This is a genomic window from Ottowia sp. oral taxon 894 (assembly GCF_001262075.1).
Taxonomy (GTDB): domain Bacteria; phylum Pseudomonadota; class Gammaproteobacteria; order Burkholderiales; family Burkholderiaceae_C; genus Ottowia; species Ottowia massiliensis.
In genome coordinates, this window is sequence record NZ_CP012073.1 from 1,093,328 (window position 1) to 1,107,831 (window position 14,504).

Genomic DNA, 14,504 nt, shown 5'->3' on the forward strand with positions numbered 1-14,504 from the left:
CTGGCCGTGAACAGGCTCTGGCAAATGTCCATCGCGCGCCTGCCGCGTGCTGATGAGCCGGTTCGGGAGCGGGCATGACGCAGCGTCTTTCTTCCGCGCGCCGCAATCTGCGCGTGGCGCTGCCGCTGGCGGCGCTGGTTCTGCTGTGGGAGCTGGTGGCGCGCAGCGGCTGGGTTTCGGCCTATTTGCTGCCGGGGCCGCTGGCGGTGCTGGCCACGGGCGCGCGGCTGCTTCAGAGCGGGGTGCTGGCGGCGCATGCCGCAGCTTCGCTGGCGCGCATTGGGGTGGGGTTTCTGATCAGTTGCACGGCGGGCATTGCGCTGGCGGGGGCGGTGGCGCGGTTCCGGCTGGTGGAAGACCTGACAGCCGCGCCGCTGGCGCTGCTGCGCATGATTCCGCCGCTGGCGCTGACGCCGCTGCTGGTGTTGTGGCTGGGCATAGGCAATGCCACGCAAATCAGCATCATCGTGCTGGCTTCGTTTTTTCCGGTGTTTCTGAATGCGCTGGGCGGCTTTCGCTGCGTGACGGCGCAAGACGACGAGCTGGCGCGCAGCCTGGATTTGCCGCGCTGGGCGTATGTGGTGTGCATTGCGGCGCCGGCGGCCGTGCCTTCGCTGGTGACGGGAGTGCGCCTGGGTTTTGGCTACAGCTGGCGGGCGCTGATTGCGGCGGAGCTGATTGCGGCGGGCAGCGGGCTGGGGTATCTGATTCTTGATGCGCAGGAGTTGCAGCGCACGGACGTGGTGATGGTGGGCATCCTGGTCATCGACCTGCTGGGCTGGGCGATGGATTGGGCCTTTCAGCGCGCGGCCGCCGCTTTGCTGGGGCGGCGCTTTCCGGAGGTGACTGCGTGAGCGAAGCGCCTGTTGCCGCACTCGGGGCCGCACTCGAGGCCGTGCTTGAGGGCGTGAGCCTGCGCCTGGGCGGGCGGCAGGTGCTGCGCGATGCCTCGCTGGCGCTGGAAGCTGGCGCCATCAATTGCCTGCTGGGGGCTTCGGGCTGCGGCAAGTCCACGCTGCTGCGCGTGGCGGCCGGTCTGCTGCCGCCGGATGCAGGCCAGGTGCTGGCGCGGCCGCAGGATTGCGCAATGGTGTTTCAGGCCCCGTGCCTGTTGCGCTGGCTGACGGTGGGCGAGAACCTGGGGCTGGCGCTGGCCCATCGCAGGGGCATGAAGCGGGCGCAGAAGGCGCAGCGCATCGGCCAGGCGCTGGAAGTGGTGCAGCTGGCGGGCGCGCAGGTGCTGTTTCCGCATGAGCTTTCGGGCGGCATGGCCCAGCGGGTGGGCATTGCGCGCGCCCTACTGCGCGAGCCGCGCCTGCTGCTGATGGACGAGCCGTTTGCCGCGCTGGACGCCATCACGCGGCGCAGCTTGCAGGCGGCCCTGCGCCAGCTCATCGCCACGCGGCAAACCACCTGCCTGTTCGTCACGCATGACGTGGACGAGGCCCTTGCGCTGGGCCGCCGCCTGTTCGTGATGCAGGCCGGGCGCGTGGCGCGGCAGTGGAACGCGCCCTGGCGCGCGGACGAGGCCAGAAGCCAGATCGTGCAGGCCCTGCGCGCCGCTGACGCAGCTTCTGCCCTTTCCGTCTCTGCGGCCGCTCCGGTTTCTCCTGTTTCTTTCCCCTGAGCTTTCACAAAGGAGCTGTATTTCATGAAAAGACGTTTCTTTTTCACCCTGTGCCTGCTTTCGGCGCTGATCGCCCCGGCGGCTCATGCCCGGCAGGAACCCAAGCCGCTGCGCATCAGCTACGTGCGCGCGCCCTTCAACCTGCAATTGATGGTGATGAAGGAAAAGGGCATCTTGCAAAAGCACCTGGAGCCGTTGGGCCTGCAGGCGCAGTGGCCTGAAATCACCTCCGGCGCCAAGCAGGCGCAGGCGCTGGCCAGCGGCGATCTGGATATAGGCGGCGTGATGAACACCGCCTCCGTGCTGATAGCCAATGGCGAAGGCAACCCTGTGCGCATCATCGCGGGCGTTGCGCGCCCGACGGACGTTTTCGCCATCGTGGCCGCCAAGGGCGGCCCGCACGCGGTGGCTGATCTGAAGGGCAAGACCGTCGCCGGCCCCAAGGGCACCGTGCTGCACCAGCTGCTGGCCGCCGCGCTGGCGCGCGAGGGCATGAGCGTGCAGCAAGTCAATTTCGTGCAGATGGACCTGCCCCAGGCCTTTGCTGCCGTGCAAAGCGGCAAGGCCGACGCGGCGCTGCTGGCGGCCAATTTCGTGCTCAACGCGCAAAAAGACGGCGCCCATGTGCTGGCGCGCGCCACCGATTTGCTCGCGCCCTTGCTGACCATGACCGCCAGCGAAAAATTCCTGAAAGCGCACCCCCGACTGCGTGCAGGTCGTGGTGGCCGCGCATGACGAAGCCTGGCAGTGGATTCAGGCGCACCGCGAAGAGGCCATTGCCCTGGGCGCGCGCCTGCAAAACGTAAGCGAGCAAGAAGCCCGCCAGCTCTACGACTGGACGCACTTCACCCAGCGCCTGAGCGAGAGCGACTTCCGCGCCCTGGAAGCCGACATGCAGTTCATGCTGGACAACGGCATGATGCGCAACCGCGTGGACGTGCGCGCCCTCGTCGCCCCCGCCGCGCTGGATGGCGCCAGCGCCCAATGAACCCGCCCGCCCCCATCCCCGCCGGCTCGCACATCGTGCGGGTGGCCGATCAAGACGGCGTGATCGAAATCGGCCCCGCCGATTTCATCAAGTACGCCTCCCACGCCCACGCCATTGCCGCCGCGCTCATGGCGCGCGTGGCTGGCCTGGGCCTGCGCCTGCTCTCGCCCGAAGAACCCGTGCAGCGGCGCGAGCTGTACTGGCGGCTGGGCTTTCCCGGCCCCGGGCTGGTGGATTGCGTGGAAGTGGAAAGCACCTCTGCTTATACCATTCGTACTCCGCATTATTTCCACGTTTGATTAGAGGAATAAATCACAGTCAGTGATTTACGAATCATTTTCCAAGAGAATCTTCCTGTCTGTAAATCTGGCCTTTGCCGGCATTCTTTCCTCAATCCGTTGGCGATTGGTGGCTAGGGCTTGTTCAGTGGGGGTATAATCCAGCCATAATGCGGCATCGGTGCTGAGTTCTTGCGGCCAAATATATGTCACGTTGAAACCACGCGCTCTGCATTCGGCATGAAGCGCATCATAACGTTTCTTCAAGAAGGCCATTTTATTAAAGAAAAACCGCACATGGCCCTCACCCAGTTTATATTCCGCCGGTTGGCCTTTTAGGTGAAATTTCCCTTTGGCAACAGCGTTGGGAATACGGGTAAGTTCGCGGTGTTCGGCAAGCAAATGTTGATCGCACAATTCACTCGGCGGGACAAGATTGATTCGGGTCATAAATCATCACGAAATCAATAAAGAGGCGTAATACTAAAAGAAATACAGAATGCCGTCCAGCTTATTTGTGTGGCGCTAACCTTACTTACACGCCAACAAGCTCAGAAGTCGTCATTTCAGCGTTGTGCTACGGCTACATAAATTTTGTTTTTTGACCGCACTTTGAGGTCTGTTTCATCACGGTAATCGTCCATTTGGCGTCATCAATTTGTTCATAATTTGTCACTTCATAGCCTTCCTCGGCAGCCCATGCAGGGATAGCTTCTGTAGTTTGAGTACAATCAAACTCAATTTCTAAGCAATATCCTTTATTTGGTTTTGCCATAGTTTCTTTCGCTTCAACTAAAGGAAAGGGGCAAACATGCCCCAATGCAGGTAATTTAACGCTGCTCTCGCGCGCCGTGCGCGAAAACCGCTGCCTGTGCCAGCCCGTCACCTGCCACCCGCACGCGCCGTTTTCGCTGGGCGGGCAGTTCGTCTTTGAAATCAGCTACCGGGGCCGCGCCGTGCAAATCTGGCCCAGCCCGCAGGTGTTCGACGACGAATTCCGCCAGCAAGTGCGCGCCTGGCAAGACGCGCCCGACAGCCCCGGCCGCCAGGCCTACCTGGCCTGGAAAGCCCGCAAGGTGGCGCAGCTATTGGGTCTGCCCGAAGAAAAGCTGTTGCGCGCCGTGATGCTGCCCAGCCAGCAGGCATGAAAAAAAGGAGCATGCAAGCTCCCTTTTGCCCGGCCCCTGCCGCACGCAGCGCCGTCAAGGCGCGTCTTCCTGGGCATGCCAGATGTTTTTCAGCCGCGCCAGCTCGTCATCAAAGCGGGCGTTGAGCAGCCTGCGCTCCTCCTGCTCGTTGGCCATCGCGCGCTCCTGCGCCTCCAGATTCTTCTGGTTGGTTTCCGCGTTGCGCTTGATATAGGCCGGAATCTTCTTCGGGTCGGCAAAGCTGTCCAGACGCTTTTGCAGCTCGTCGCGCTCTTGCTGCAAGGCTTGCAGGCGCTTTTCTATCAGGCCCATGCGCAGCTGGGAAGGCTCAAGCGCGTCGCGCCGCGCCTTGGCGTGCGCTTCCAGATTGGGATAGCGGATGGCCAGGGCGATATCGCGCTGGCGCTGGTTTTCCTGCTCTTGAAGCCGCTGCTTGGCCTGCTCGGCCTTGGCCTTTTGCTCCTTGAGCTGGCTCACCGTCGGCTCCGGGCGCAGCACGCGGCGCGTCACGCCGCTGGAAGACAGCTGGCGCTGCTCGCGGTCCATGCACTCGGGAATGGGCCGGTCGGAAGTGATGCGGCGGCCATAGGCATCCACACAGGTATAGATGCCGCCCGCGCTCTTGCCCGGATCGGCGGCCAGCGCCGTCCCGGCCAGGCCCGTCGCCAGCCACGCGGCGGCAACCGCGCCAGCGGCGCGGCCCAGGCGGAAGATGGAAAACGCGGGTTCAGGCATCAAGCAATCGTGCAAGGCGGCAGGTTTTGGCATCAGAAAAAGGAGCGAATTCAAGGGGATGAAATTCCGTTTTGCGCACATTTCACTAGGACTTCACGCTATGAAGACAGGAGCAAAAATACGGCTTCCCCCTTGGGGTGGCTCTCAGAACAGCGGCTCAGGCCGCGCCATAGCGTTCGCGGTAGGCCGCCACGGCCTTGAAGTATGGCAGGGACTGCGGGTCCTGCTCCAGATACTGCAAAAGCTGTGCCAGGCTGGCGATGGCGCACACCTTCAGCCCCAGTTTCTCGCGCACATATTGCACGGCGCTCCAGGGTGCGTCCTGCCCGTTTTCCGTGGCTTTTTCCTGCCGGTCCAGCGCAATGGCCACCGCATGCGGCGTGGCCCCCGCGCTGCGGATGAGGGCGATGGATTCGCGCACGGCGGTGCCGGCCGACATCACGTCATCCACGATGAGCACGCGCCCCTTGAGCGGCGCGCCCACCAGCGAGCCGCCCTCGCCGTGGTCCTTGGCCTCCTTGCGGTTGTAGGCAAAAGGCTTGTTGTGCCCGGCAGCGGCCAGCGCCACGGCCACGGCGCTGCCCAGCGGAATGCCCTTGTAGGCGGGGCCGAAAATCATGTCGAATTCAATGCCGCTGGCCAAAATGGCCCGTGCGTAAAATTGCGCCAGCCGCCCCAGGCGCGCGCCATCATCAAACAGCCCGGCATTGAAAAAATAAGGCGAAAGCCGCCCGGCCTTGGTTTTGAATTCGCCAAAACGCAGCACGCCGCAATCAATGGCAAATTGCACGAATTCCTGCGCCAGCGCATTTTCTTCGCATTCAGTCTTGTTCAACAGGGCATTCATGGAGTGATTCACTTTGTTCAAACTCACCAGCCTCAATCTCAATGGCATACGCTCGGCCGCCGGCAAGGGGCTGGGCGAATGGCTGCTGGCGCAAAGGCCCGATTGTATTTGCGTGCAGGAAGTCAAGGCGCAAATGCCCGACGTGGCGGGCCGCTTTGAAACGCTGGCGGGCATGCGCGGGTATTTCCATCTGGCCAGCGTAAAAAAGGGCTATTCCGGCGTGGGCATCTATACGCGCCACGAACCCAGCGAGGTATTGGCAGGCTACGGCAGCGAGGAATTCGATGCGGAAGGCCGTTATGTGGAATTGCGGTTTGATACGCCCGCGCGCAAATTTTCCATTATCAGCAGCTATTTTCCCAGCGGCTCTTCCGGTGAAGAGCGGCAGGCGGCCAAATTCCGTTTTCTGGAAGGTTTCCTGCCTTTTTTGAAGCAACTCAGGAGCGGGCGCGAATTCATTTTGTGCGGCGATTTGAATATCGCGCACCAGGAAATTGACCTGAAAAACTGGAAAGGCAACCAGAAAAACAGCGGTTTTCTGCCCGAAGAGCGCGCCTGGATGAGCCGCGCGCTGGCCGAAGTGCCCTTGACGGACGTGTACCGCCGCCTGCACCCGCAAGCCACTGGCGAGGCCTACACCTGGTGGAGCAACCGGGGCCGGGCCTGGGCCAACAACGTGGGCTGGCGCATTGATTACCACCTGGCCACCGAGGCCACCGGCCAGCTGGCCCGCCGCAGCGCCATTTACAAGGAGCAGCGCTTTTCCGACCACGCGCCGCTGACGATTGAATATGAAATGGCGCTGTGATATTCCCATGCAGGCTTGATTTTTTGGCGTGCGATATTCTGAAACAAGGCCCATTGCCATGTCCGTTTTGCATTATCAAATCATTCCCGTAACGGCTTTTGCGCAAAACTGTTCGCTGCTGTGGTGCGATGCAACGCGCGAGGCGGCCGTGATTGACCCCGGCGGCGATTTGCCGCGCATCGAACAGGCCGCGCAGGCGCTGGGCTTGAAGCCCGGGCAAATCTGGCTCACGCACGGCCACATCGACCATGCGGGCGGCGCGGCGGAGCTGGCCGAGCGCTGGCAAATTCCCATCGTCGGCCCGCATCCGGCCGACCAGTTCTGGATCGACGCGCTGGCCGAGCAAAGCCGCCTGTTTGGCCTGCCGCCCGCGCGCGCCTTCACGCCCACGCGCTGGCTGCATGACGGCGACACCGTGCAGCTGGGCCGCTGCGAGCTGGCGGTGCGGCACTGCCCGGGGCACACGCCGGGCCACGTCATCTTTCACTCGCCCGAAGCCCGGCTGGCCTTTGTGGGCGACGTGCTGTTTGCGGGCAGCGTGGGCCGCACGGACTTTCCGCAAGGCAGCCACGCGCAGCTGATGGACAGCATCACCCGCCAGCTCTGGCCCTTGGGTGATGACACCGCCTTTGTGCCCGGCCACGGCCCCGGCAGCACTTTCGGCCACGAGCGGCGGCACAACCCCTTCGTGCGGGGCACATGAAAGGCTATGAGAAGGGCAAAGATTTCGCTCCTCCTTCAATAGCAAGATGTCCTAGTGGAAATTGCGCAAGGCGGCATTTTCACCCCCTTCAATTTGCTCCTTTTATTGATGAATTCTGCCCCAAGTCATTGCCATGAATGAACCGAAAACGCCGCTTTGGCAGCAGTTGCAGGCCACGGCCGCCGCCTTGCAGGCGGTGCGGCAGGGCCAGTCGCTGACGGCCTGGCTGGCGGCGCTGCCTGCCGCGCAGCGCCCGGGCGTGCAGGCGCTGGCTTCGCAGGCGCTGCGGCAGTGGGGGCGGGCGCAGGCGCTGCGCCAGCTGCTGGCGCGCCGCGCGCCGCCGCCGCCGCTGGATGCGCTGCTGTGCTGCGCGCTGGCGCTGGCCTGCTGCGAGCCGCCGCCGTATAGCGATTTCACGCTGGCCGATCAGGCCGTGGAAGCCGCGCGCCGCCAGCGCGGTTTGCGGGCGCAAGCCGGTTTTCTCAATGCCTGCCTGCGCCGCTTTGGCCGCGAGCGGGCGGCGCTGCTGGCCGCCGTGCAGGCTGACCCTGTGGCGCGCTGGAATCACCCGCTGTGGTGGGTGCAGCGCTTGCAGCGCGATCACCCGGCGCACTGGCAGGCGCTGCTGGAGCAGGCGCAAGAGATGCCGCCGATGGCGCTGCGCGTGAATCTGCGCCAGGGCAGCCGCGAGGCGTATTTGCAGCAACTGGCGCAGGCGCAGCTGGCGGCGCGCGCGCTGGGGCCGGCGCATCCGGCGGGTATCGTGCTGGTGCGCCCCGCGCCGGTGCAGGCGCTGCCGGGCTTCGCACAGGGCCGCGTTTCCGTGCAGGACGGCGCTGCGCAGCGGGCCGCGCCGCTGTTGCTCCAGGGGCTGGCCCCCGCTGGCGGCGCGCCCGCTTTGCGCGTGCTGGACGCTTGCGCTGCGCCTGGCGGCAAGACGGCGCATTTGCTGGAGCTGCGGCCCGGCGCTGAAGTGCTGGCGCTGGATGTGGACGCCGCGCGCTGCGAGCGCATTCGCGGCAATCTGGCGCGCCTGGGGCTGGCCGCCGAGGTGCGCGCCGCCGATGCCGCCCGGCCCGCGCAGTGGTGGGACGGGCGGCCGTTTGATGCCATCTTGCTGGATGCGCCGTGCAGCGCCTCGGGCATCAGCCGCCGCCATCCGGACGCGCGCTGGCTGCGGCGCGAATCCGACCTTGCCGCGCTGGCGGCCACGCAGCGCCGGCTGCTGGCGGCGCTGTGGCCGCTGCTGCGCCCGGGCGGGCGGCTGCTGTATGCCACCTGCTCGGTGTTCCGCGCCGAGGGGCAGGAGCAGGCCGATCACTTTCGCGCGGCCCACCCTGACGCGCTGGCGCTGCCCGCGCCGGGCCACTTGCTGCCTGCGCTGGCGCCCGGCAGGAATCCGGCTGAAAAATGCGGTGAAGATACGGACGCACACGAACCTTGCACGGAAGATGGCTTTTTCTATGCCCTGTTTGAAAAAAGCGCTGCCTGAATTCACGGGCCTTGCCGCCGCGCGCCGCCGCGCCTTGCTGCGCACGGGCGCGGCCCTGGCCTGCCTGTCTGCGCTGCCCGCTTGGGCGCAGGCGGATGAAGCGCAGCCGGAAACAAGCCCGGAGATGGGCGTTGAGACGGGGGCAGGAATGGAAGCGGAGATGAGCGTGGAGACGGGGCCGGATCGCCCGCCCGCCGCGCCTGCCGCAAAAGTGGCCGGGCGGGCGGAAGCTGGCGCTTCAACCCCAGAGAGCACGGAAAACAGGCCCTCTGATGCCAGGCAATCCGAAAGCCAGGAAGCCGAAAGCGCCTTGCCCGAAAGCCCGGCGCAGCCTGCCAGCACCGCCACGCTGGCCGAGCTGCGCACCCGGCGCGAAGCCGATGGCAGCCTGCTTTTGACGGCGCGCGTGCGCTTTGCGCTGGCGCCCGCGCTGGAGCAGGCGCTGCTCAAAGGCGTGCCCCTGCACTTCATGGCCGAAGCCGTGGTGCTGCGCAGCCGCTGGTACTGGCGCGACCGCCGCCTGGCCGCGCGCCAGTGCTACTGGCGGCTGGCCTATCTGCCCCTGATGCGCCGCTGGCGCGTGCTGATCAGCAGCCAGCCGCTGGCGGGCGTGGAAGCGCCCAGATCCGAGACCACCACGGCCCGCCTGTTTGACACGCTGGATGAGGCGCTGGACGCCGTGCAGCGCGTGAGCCACTGGCGCATCATGAATGCCGCGCACTTCGAGCCGGGCCGCCGCCACACGCTGCGCTTTCGCTACCTGCTGCAAGACGAGGGCCTGCCGCGCCCGCTGCAAGCGGCCGAGCGCATCGAGGTGCAGCGCGACATGGATCTGACGCCGGAGGGCGCGGCATGAACGGCAGGCCAGACGCTTCTTCGCCCGCCACGCCATTGAACACCCCTTCAGCCACGCGCTTTGCCCGGCTGTGGAACCGCGTGCAGCGCCGCGCGCTGCTGGCCGCCGCCGCCGTCATGCTGTCCGTGGGGCTGATGCTGCTGTTTCTGCTGGCGCAGGCCGCCAACAATCTGCTGCTCTATCAGAACTATTACGCGCCGCTGGTGGCCATGAATGCACTGGTAGCGCTCATGCTGGCGCTGGGCATTGGCTGGGGCGTGAGCTGGCTGTGGCGGCAGTGGCGGCGCGGGCGCTTTGGCAGCCGGCTGCTGACCAAGCTGGCGGCCATCTTCGCGCTGGTGGGCGTGCTGCCGGGGCTGCTGATTTACGTGGTGTCGTATCAGTTCGTCTCGCGCTCTATCGAATCGTGGTTTGACGTGAAGGTGGAAGGCGCGCTGGAAGCCGGGCTGAACCTGGCCCGCACCTCGCTGGACACGCAGGCGCGTGATTTTGGCAACCAGCTGCGCGCCGCCGCCACGCAACTGGCGCAAACGCCAGACGGGCTGACGGCCCTGCCGCTGGAGCGCATTCAGGAGCAGACCGGCGCGACCGACATCGCCCTGTGGGGCGGAAGCCCGCTGCGCATGGTGGGCAGCGCAGGCGGCGCGCACTTTGAAATCAATCCCGAACGCCCCGCCGCCCAGCAGCTGCGCACGGCCCGCGCGCAAGGCGTGGCCACGCAAGTGGAGGGGCTGGACGAGCCTGGCGGCAGCGCCCGCATCAAGGCGCTAGTGCTGGTGAGCGCGCCCGGCGTGAGTCTGGTGGATGAGCAGCGCTTCGTGCAGGCCGTGCAGCCGCTGCCCAGCGCGCTGGTGGCCGACGCGCTGGCCGTGCAGGAAGCCAACCGCGAATATCAGGAGCGCGCGCTCGGCCAGGGGGCGCTGCGCCGCATGTACATCGGCACACTCACGCTCAGCCTGTTTCTGGCCGTGTTCGGCGCGGTGCTGCTGGCCGTGCTGCTGGGCAAGCAGCTGGCCACGCCGCTGCTGATGCTGGCCAAGGGCATGCGCCAGGTGGCAGCAGGCGATCTCACGCCCAAGCTGGTGCTGGCGGGCAAAGACGAACTGGTGGGCCTGACCCGCTCTTTTTCAGACATGACGCAGCAGCTGGCCGACGCCCGCCGCGCTGCCGACCAGCACCGCACGCGCCTGCAAACCATTCTGGACAACCTCACCGCCGGCGTCATCGTGCTGGACGCCGCTGGCGCCGTGCAGTCGGGCAACCCCGGCGCCGACCGCATCCTCGGCCTGCCGCTGGCCGACTACTGCCTGGGCAAGCCTCTTTCCACGCTGCCCGCGCTGCAAGAGCTGGCGCAAGGCGTGCAGGCGCAGTTCGCCGAATTCGAGGCCGCCCGCGCCGAGCACAGCAGCCTCAAGCACTGGCAGCACACCTTCGAGCTGCACGCCGCCGAAGGCGACGTGGCGGATAACGCCATCACCCTGGTGGCGCGCGGCGCGCTCCTGCCCGGCGGGCTGCGGCTGCTGGTGTTTGACGACATCTCCGAAGTCGTTTCTGCCCAGCGCGCGCGCGCCTGGGGCGAAGTGGCGCGGCGGCTGGCGCACGAAATCAAAAACCCGCTCACGCCCATTCAGCTCTCGGCCGAGCGGCTGGCGCACAAGCTGGCCGGCAAGCTGCCCGAGGCCGAAAGCCAGATGCTGGACAAAGCCGTGGCCACCATCGTCGATCAGGTGCAAGCCATGAAGCGGCTGGTCAATGAATTCCGCGACTACGCCCGCCTGCCCCGCGCCGATTTGAAGCCGCTGGATCTGAACGCGCTCATCACCGACGTGCTGGCGCTTTACGAATCCGGCGAAGGCGCGCGCAGCGTGCCCGTGCGCGCCGAGCTGGACGCGGCCAACCCCCGCATCCTGGGCGACGCGCAGCAGCTGCGCCAGGTCATCCACAACCTGCTGCAAAACGCGCAGGACGCCACGGAAGCGGCCGGACGCAGCGTCCCCGTCATCATCCGCACCCAAACCCTGCAAGCCGAAGACGGCCTGCACCGCGTGCGCATGACCATCGCCGACAGCGGCCACGGCTTTGCCGACGCCATTCTCCAGCGCGCCTTCGAGCCTTACGTCACCACCAAGGCCAAAGGCACCGGGCTGGGGCTGGCTGTCGTCAAGAAAATCGCCGACGAACACGGCGCGCGCATCGACCTGTCCAACCGCTGCGAAAACGGCGCGGCGTGCGGCGCATTGGTGTCGTTATCATTCAAAAGCGACGTTTGATATCTGAGAAAACACGAATAACCATGGCAAATATTCTGGTGGTTGATGACGAGCTGGGCATCCGGGATCTCCTCTCCGAAATCCTCAATGACGAAGGCCACACCGTGCAGCTGGCCGAAAACGCCGCCAGCGCCCGCGCCGCCCGCCTGGAATCCCAGCCTGACTTGGTGCTGCTTGACATCTGGATGCCTGACACCGACGGCGTGACCCTGCTCAAAGAGTGGCGCGCCGCCGGCCTGCTCACCATGCCCGTCATCATGATGAGCGGCCATGCCACCCTGAACACTGCCAGCGAAGCCACCCGCATCGGCGCGCAGGATTTCCTGGAAAAACCCATCACCCTGCAAAAACTGCTCAAGGCCGTGCAGCAGGCCCTGCACCGTGACCCGCCCCCTGCGCCCAAGCTCGCCAGCGCCCCGCGTCCGGTCACGCCCGCGCTGACCGCCGTCACCATGCCCCTGGCAGGGCACCCGCAAGCGCCCGCTGTTCAGCCCGACCCTGCGCCCACAGGCCCTCAAAGCCGCCAAAGCTTCGATCTGGACCGCCCCCTGCGCGAGGCCCGCGATCACTTTGAAAAAACCTATTTTGAATACCATCTGGCCATGGAAAACGGCTCCATGACCCGGGTGGCCGAAAAAACCGGCCTGGAGCGCACACACCTGTACCGCAAGCTCAAGCAGCTGGGTATCGACCTTTCCCGCAACCGCAAGCACAGCCAGGCCGCCTGAAAGCCGTGCTAGAATCCGCCTTCTTTATGGCCCGGTAGCTCAGTTGGTAGAGCAGAGGACTGAAAATCCTTGTGTCGGTGGTTCGATCCCGCCCCAGGCCACCAAATGCAAACGCCCTGCCGGTTCTCCGGCGGGGCGTTTTCTTTTAAGCCTGTTCAAAGTCGCAGGAAAGCGTTTCGAAAACCCGCTTCCCAATCAAAAACAAGAGCAAATATAGGGAACAGGGATACCGTTTCGCGCAGTTCCCACCAAGACATCATGCTATGGATGCAGGAGCAAACAACCCATGCTTTCAGCCCAGCTTCATGCCGATACGCCTGCTGCACGTCAGACCGTTGACAGGCTCTTGACGTCTTAAAGCGGCAAACCAGACCCCTTTCCCCGGTTCGCCGGAGGCAGGACAATGCAGGCCCTGCGGCCGCCTGCTTGCTTCACTCCTTCTTGACATGACCTGGACTCATCCCCTGCTTGTCGGCATAGCCTGTGCCGTGCTGCTTTTCTGGGCTGTTGGCGCCTACAACCGGCTCATGCGGCTGCGCGCCAAGGTCAAAAAGCAGTTTGCCGCGTTGGATGCGTTCATGCTGCGCGAACTGGTATGGGTGCAAGGCTGCCTGCCCGATACCATGCGCGGCGGCACAATGCCTGCGCCGCTGACACTCCAAGATGAAAGCCATGCCGCCTTGGTGCGCCTGTGGGCAGCCTGCGAGCAACTGGCTGCCGCGCTGGCTGAAACCCGCCACAACCCCTATACCCCTGAGCTGATGGAAGGACTGGCCACCGCTCATGACACTTTGGGCGCTGCCTGGCAGCGGGCGCTTGAATACCTGGCAGCAGATACGCCCGGCGTTGACGCCACGCGCCTGGCCAACCGCCGCACACACCTGCTGCACCAAAGTCTGCCCCTGCGCGAGTCTTTCAACGCCTCCGTGCTGACCTACAACCGCGCCATCGGTCAGTTTCCGGCCAGCCTGCTGGCCCGGCTATGCGGTTTCCGCCCGGCCGCCATCTTGCGTGCGCTGCCGCTGTCTTCGGCATAGGCCAACCTCTTCAAAAGGCATAGCGAGATGTCTTGATGGAAAGGGCGCGAACGCTGCTTTTCTTGGGTCTCGAAATGCGTGCAGCGTCAGCCCTGGGCTTTTGTGATGCAATTCGCCGCTTCCGGCGAACTCTCGCCACCCATATTTCCCTTGATGAAACACTTGGCATCCGTTTTCCGCGCCCAGCAACAGCAAAACGCCCTGCTGTGGCGCGAACTGGTGCGGCGGCCCGGCTCCGTGGGCGCTATCTGCGCCAGCTCCCGCCGCCTGGCCGCCTGCATGGCTTCGCACATTGACCCGCATCCGGACGCCCCTTCCGTCGTCGTCGAGCTGGGCGGCGGCACGGGCGCCATCACCGCCGCTTTGCGCGCCAGCGGGCTGCCCGCCAGCCGCCTGGTCGTCATTGAGCATTCGGCCAGCCTGGCGCAACACCTGCGCCAGCGCTTTGAAGGCGTGTGCGTCATCCACGGTGACGCCGCAGACCTGCCCCGCATGCTGCGCGGCGGCGACTGGCCCGCTGACGAAGCGGGGCGGCCCCTGCCCATCGCGCAAATCGTCTCCGGCCTGCCCCTGCTGTCCATTCCCTTGCCCGCGCGCCGCCGCATTCTTGCCGCAGGCATGCAGGCGCTGCCCGCGCAGGGGCGGCTCATCCAGTTCACCTACGCCCTGCGCGCGCCTTCGCCCTGGCAGCAGGCGGGGCTGCAATTGCTGTCAAGAGAGCGCGTTGTGTTCAATCTGCCCCCCGCCCGGGTGGATGTGCTGGCGCATCCCGTGCAAAGCTCGCGCTGGAAAGCCGCTTGAGACCCGCCCGCAAGCAGGCCCCCGGGCGAGCGGCCAATGAGTGGATCAGCGCCTCCAGCATGGCCCTTCGCTGACCAGATAACCAAAAAAACAGGAGCAAATTCAAGGGGCCTGAAATACCCTTCCACGCTTTGTCCACTAGGACCTCATGCTATGGATAAGGGAGCTAAATATTGCCATCCATTC

At 65.2% G+C, this 14,504-nt stretch carries 18 protein-coding genes and 1 tRNA gene; 15 read left to right on the forward strand and 4 right to left on the reverse strand.

The window, feature by feature from the left end; genetic code table 11:
• Positions 1-74 precede the first annotated feature (74 nt).
• From ADJ79_RS15405 to ADJ79_RS04620, 5 genes are read left to right on the forward strand one after another with little or no spacing between them, the layout of a single operon-like run.
• Complete coding sequence (locus ADJ79_RS15405) at positions 75-854, forward strand: ABC transporter permease (protein ID WP_050714987.1); 780 nt, start codon at positions 75-77, stop codon at positions 852-854.
• Positions 851-1,627, forward strand: coding sequence for an ABC transporter ATP-binding protein (locus ADJ79_RS04610; protein ID WP_050714988.1), 777 nt, complete (start codon positions 851-853; stop codon positions 1,625-1,627). Before ADJ79_RS15405 ends, ADJ79_RS04610 begins: the two co-directional genes overlap by 4 nt.
• Positions 1,628-1,651: 24 nt before the next feature.
• On the forward strand, positions 1,652-2,362 hold the full coding sequence (locus ADJ79_RS04615; protein ID WP_216597151.1) for an ABC transporter substrate-binding protein: 711 nt from the start codon (positions 1,652-1,654) through the stop codon (positions 2,360-2,362).
• On the forward strand, positions 2,346-2,615 hold the full coding sequence (locus ADJ79_RS15155; protein WP_216597152.1) for a hypothetical protein: 270 nt from the start codon (positions 2,346-2,348) through the stop codon (positions 2,613-2,615). The genes ADJ79_RS04615 and ADJ79_RS15155 overlap by 17 nt, the downstream gene beginning before the upstream one ends.
• Positions 2,612-2,914: a hypothetical protein gene (locus tag ADJ79_RS04620; protein ID WP_050714989.1), complete on the forward strand. Its 303-nt coding sequence runs from the start codon at positions 2,612-2,614 to the stop codon at positions 2,912-2,914. Before ADJ79_RS15155 ends, ADJ79_RS04620 begins: the two co-directional genes overlap by 4 nt.
• A 27-nt stretch (positions 2,915-2,941) precedes the next feature.
• On the opposite strand, the gene ADJ79_RS13050 is transcribed toward ADJ79_RS04620, so the two are convergent.
• Entirely contained in the window at positions 2,942-3,343 is a 402-nt protein-coding gene (locus ADJ79_RS13050) for a pyrimidine dimer DNA glycosylase/endonuclease V (RefSeq protein ID WP_082202984.1), read from the reverse strand.
• A gap of 133 nt (positions 3,344-3,476) precedes the next feature.
• Entirely contained in the window at positions 3,477-3,779 is a 303-nt protein-coding gene (locus tag ADJ79_RS15570) for a sulfurtransferase TusA family protein (protein ID WP_082202986.1), read from the reverse strand.
• Here ADJ79_RS15570 and ADJ79_RS04625 point away from each other — a divergent pair.
• On the forward strand, positions 3,745-4,041 hold the full coding sequence (locus tag ADJ79_RS04625) for a hypothetical protein (RefSeq protein WP_050714990.1): 297 nt from the start codon (positions 3,745-3,747) through the stop codon (positions 4,039-4,041). The two genes, ADJ79_RS15570 and ADJ79_RS04625, sit on opposite strands and share 35 nt — an antisense overlap.
• 54 nt (positions 4,042-4,095) lie before the next feature.
• Here ADJ79_RS04625 and ADJ79_RS04630 read toward each other — a convergent pair whose 3' ends face one another.
• Together ADJ79_RS04630 and pyrE are read right to left on the reverse strand one after the other, a co-directional pair.
• Complete coding sequence (locus ADJ79_RS04630) at positions 4,096-4,776, reverse strand: DUF4124 domain-containing protein (RefSeq protein WP_172674025.1); 681 nt, start codon at positions 4,774-4,776, stop codon at positions 4,096-4,098.
• Positions 4,777-4,933: 157 nt separating this feature from the next.
• Positions 4,934-5,623, reverse strand: coding sequence for an orotate phosphoribosyltransferase (gene pyrE, locus ADJ79_RS04635; protein WP_050714992.1), 690 nt, complete (start codon positions 5,621-5,623; stop codon positions 4,934-4,936).
• Positions 5,624-5,636: 13 nt separating this feature from the next.
• Here pyrE and ADJ79_RS04640 point away from each other — a divergent pair, with 13 nt between their 5' ends.
• From ADJ79_RS04640 to ADJ79_RS04680, 9 genes are all read left to right on the forward strand, one after another.
• A complete protein-coding gene (locus ADJ79_RS04640; RefSeq protein ID WP_050714993.1) occupies positions 5,637-6,431 on the forward strand; it encodes an exodeoxyribonuclease III in 795 nt (264 codons plus the stop codon).
• 58 nt (positions 6,432-6,489) lie between these two features.
• Positions 6,490-7,134 (forward strand): MBL fold metallo-hydrolase, encoded by a 645-nt coding sequence (locus ADJ79_RS04645; protein ID WP_050714994.1) that lies wholly within the window; start codon positions 6,490-6,492, stop codon positions 7,132-7,134.
• 133 nt (positions 7,135-7,267) lie between these two features.
• Positions 7,268-8,626, forward strand: coding sequence for a 16S rRNA (cytosine(967)-C(5))-methyltransferase RsmB (rsmB, locus tag ADJ79_RS04650; RefSeq protein ID WP_050714995.1), 1,359 nt, complete (start codon positions 7,268-7,270; stop codon positions 8,624-8,626).
• Complete coding sequence (locus ADJ79_RS04655) at positions 8,598-9,482, forward strand: DUF4390 domain-containing protein (protein WP_172674026.1); 885 nt, start codon at positions 8,598-8,600, stop codon at positions 9,480-9,482. Before rsmB ends, ADJ79_RS04655 begins: the two co-directional genes overlap by 29 nt.
• Positions 9,479-11,752 carry an ATP-binding protein gene (locus tag ADJ79_RS04660; RefSeq protein WP_082202989.1) on the forward strand — a complete coding sequence of 758 codons (2,274 nt, stop codon included), beginning with the start codon at positions 9,479-9,481 and terminating at the stop codon, positions 11,750-11,752. The genes ADJ79_RS04655 and ADJ79_RS04660 overlap by 4 nt, the downstream gene beginning before the upstream one ends.
• Positions 11,753-11,775: 23 nt before the next feature.
• Positions 11,776-12,480 carry a response regulator gene (locus ADJ79_RS04665; RefSeq protein WP_050714997.1) on the forward strand — a complete coding sequence of 235 codons (705 nt, stop codon included), beginning with the start codon at positions 11,776-11,778 and terminating at the stop codon, positions 12,478-12,480.
• A gap of 28 nt (positions 12,481-12,508) precedes the next feature.
• Positions 12,509-12,584 (forward strand) — tRNA-Phe (locus tag ADJ79_RS04670).
• A 342-nt stretch (positions 12,585-12,926) separates the two neighbouring features.
• A complete protein-coding gene (locus tag ADJ79_RS04675; protein ID WP_082202991.1) occupies positions 12,927-13,517 on the forward strand; it encodes a hypothetical protein in 591 nt (196 codons plus the stop codon).
• A 153-nt stretch (positions 13,518-13,670) separates the two neighbouring features.
• On the forward strand, positions 13,671-14,318 hold the full coding sequence (locus ADJ79_RS04680) for a class I SAM-dependent methyltransferase (RefSeq protein WP_156304028.1): 648 nt from the start codon (positions 13,671-13,673) through the stop codon (positions 14,316-14,318).
• Positions 14,319-14,504: the final 186 nt, after the last annotated feature.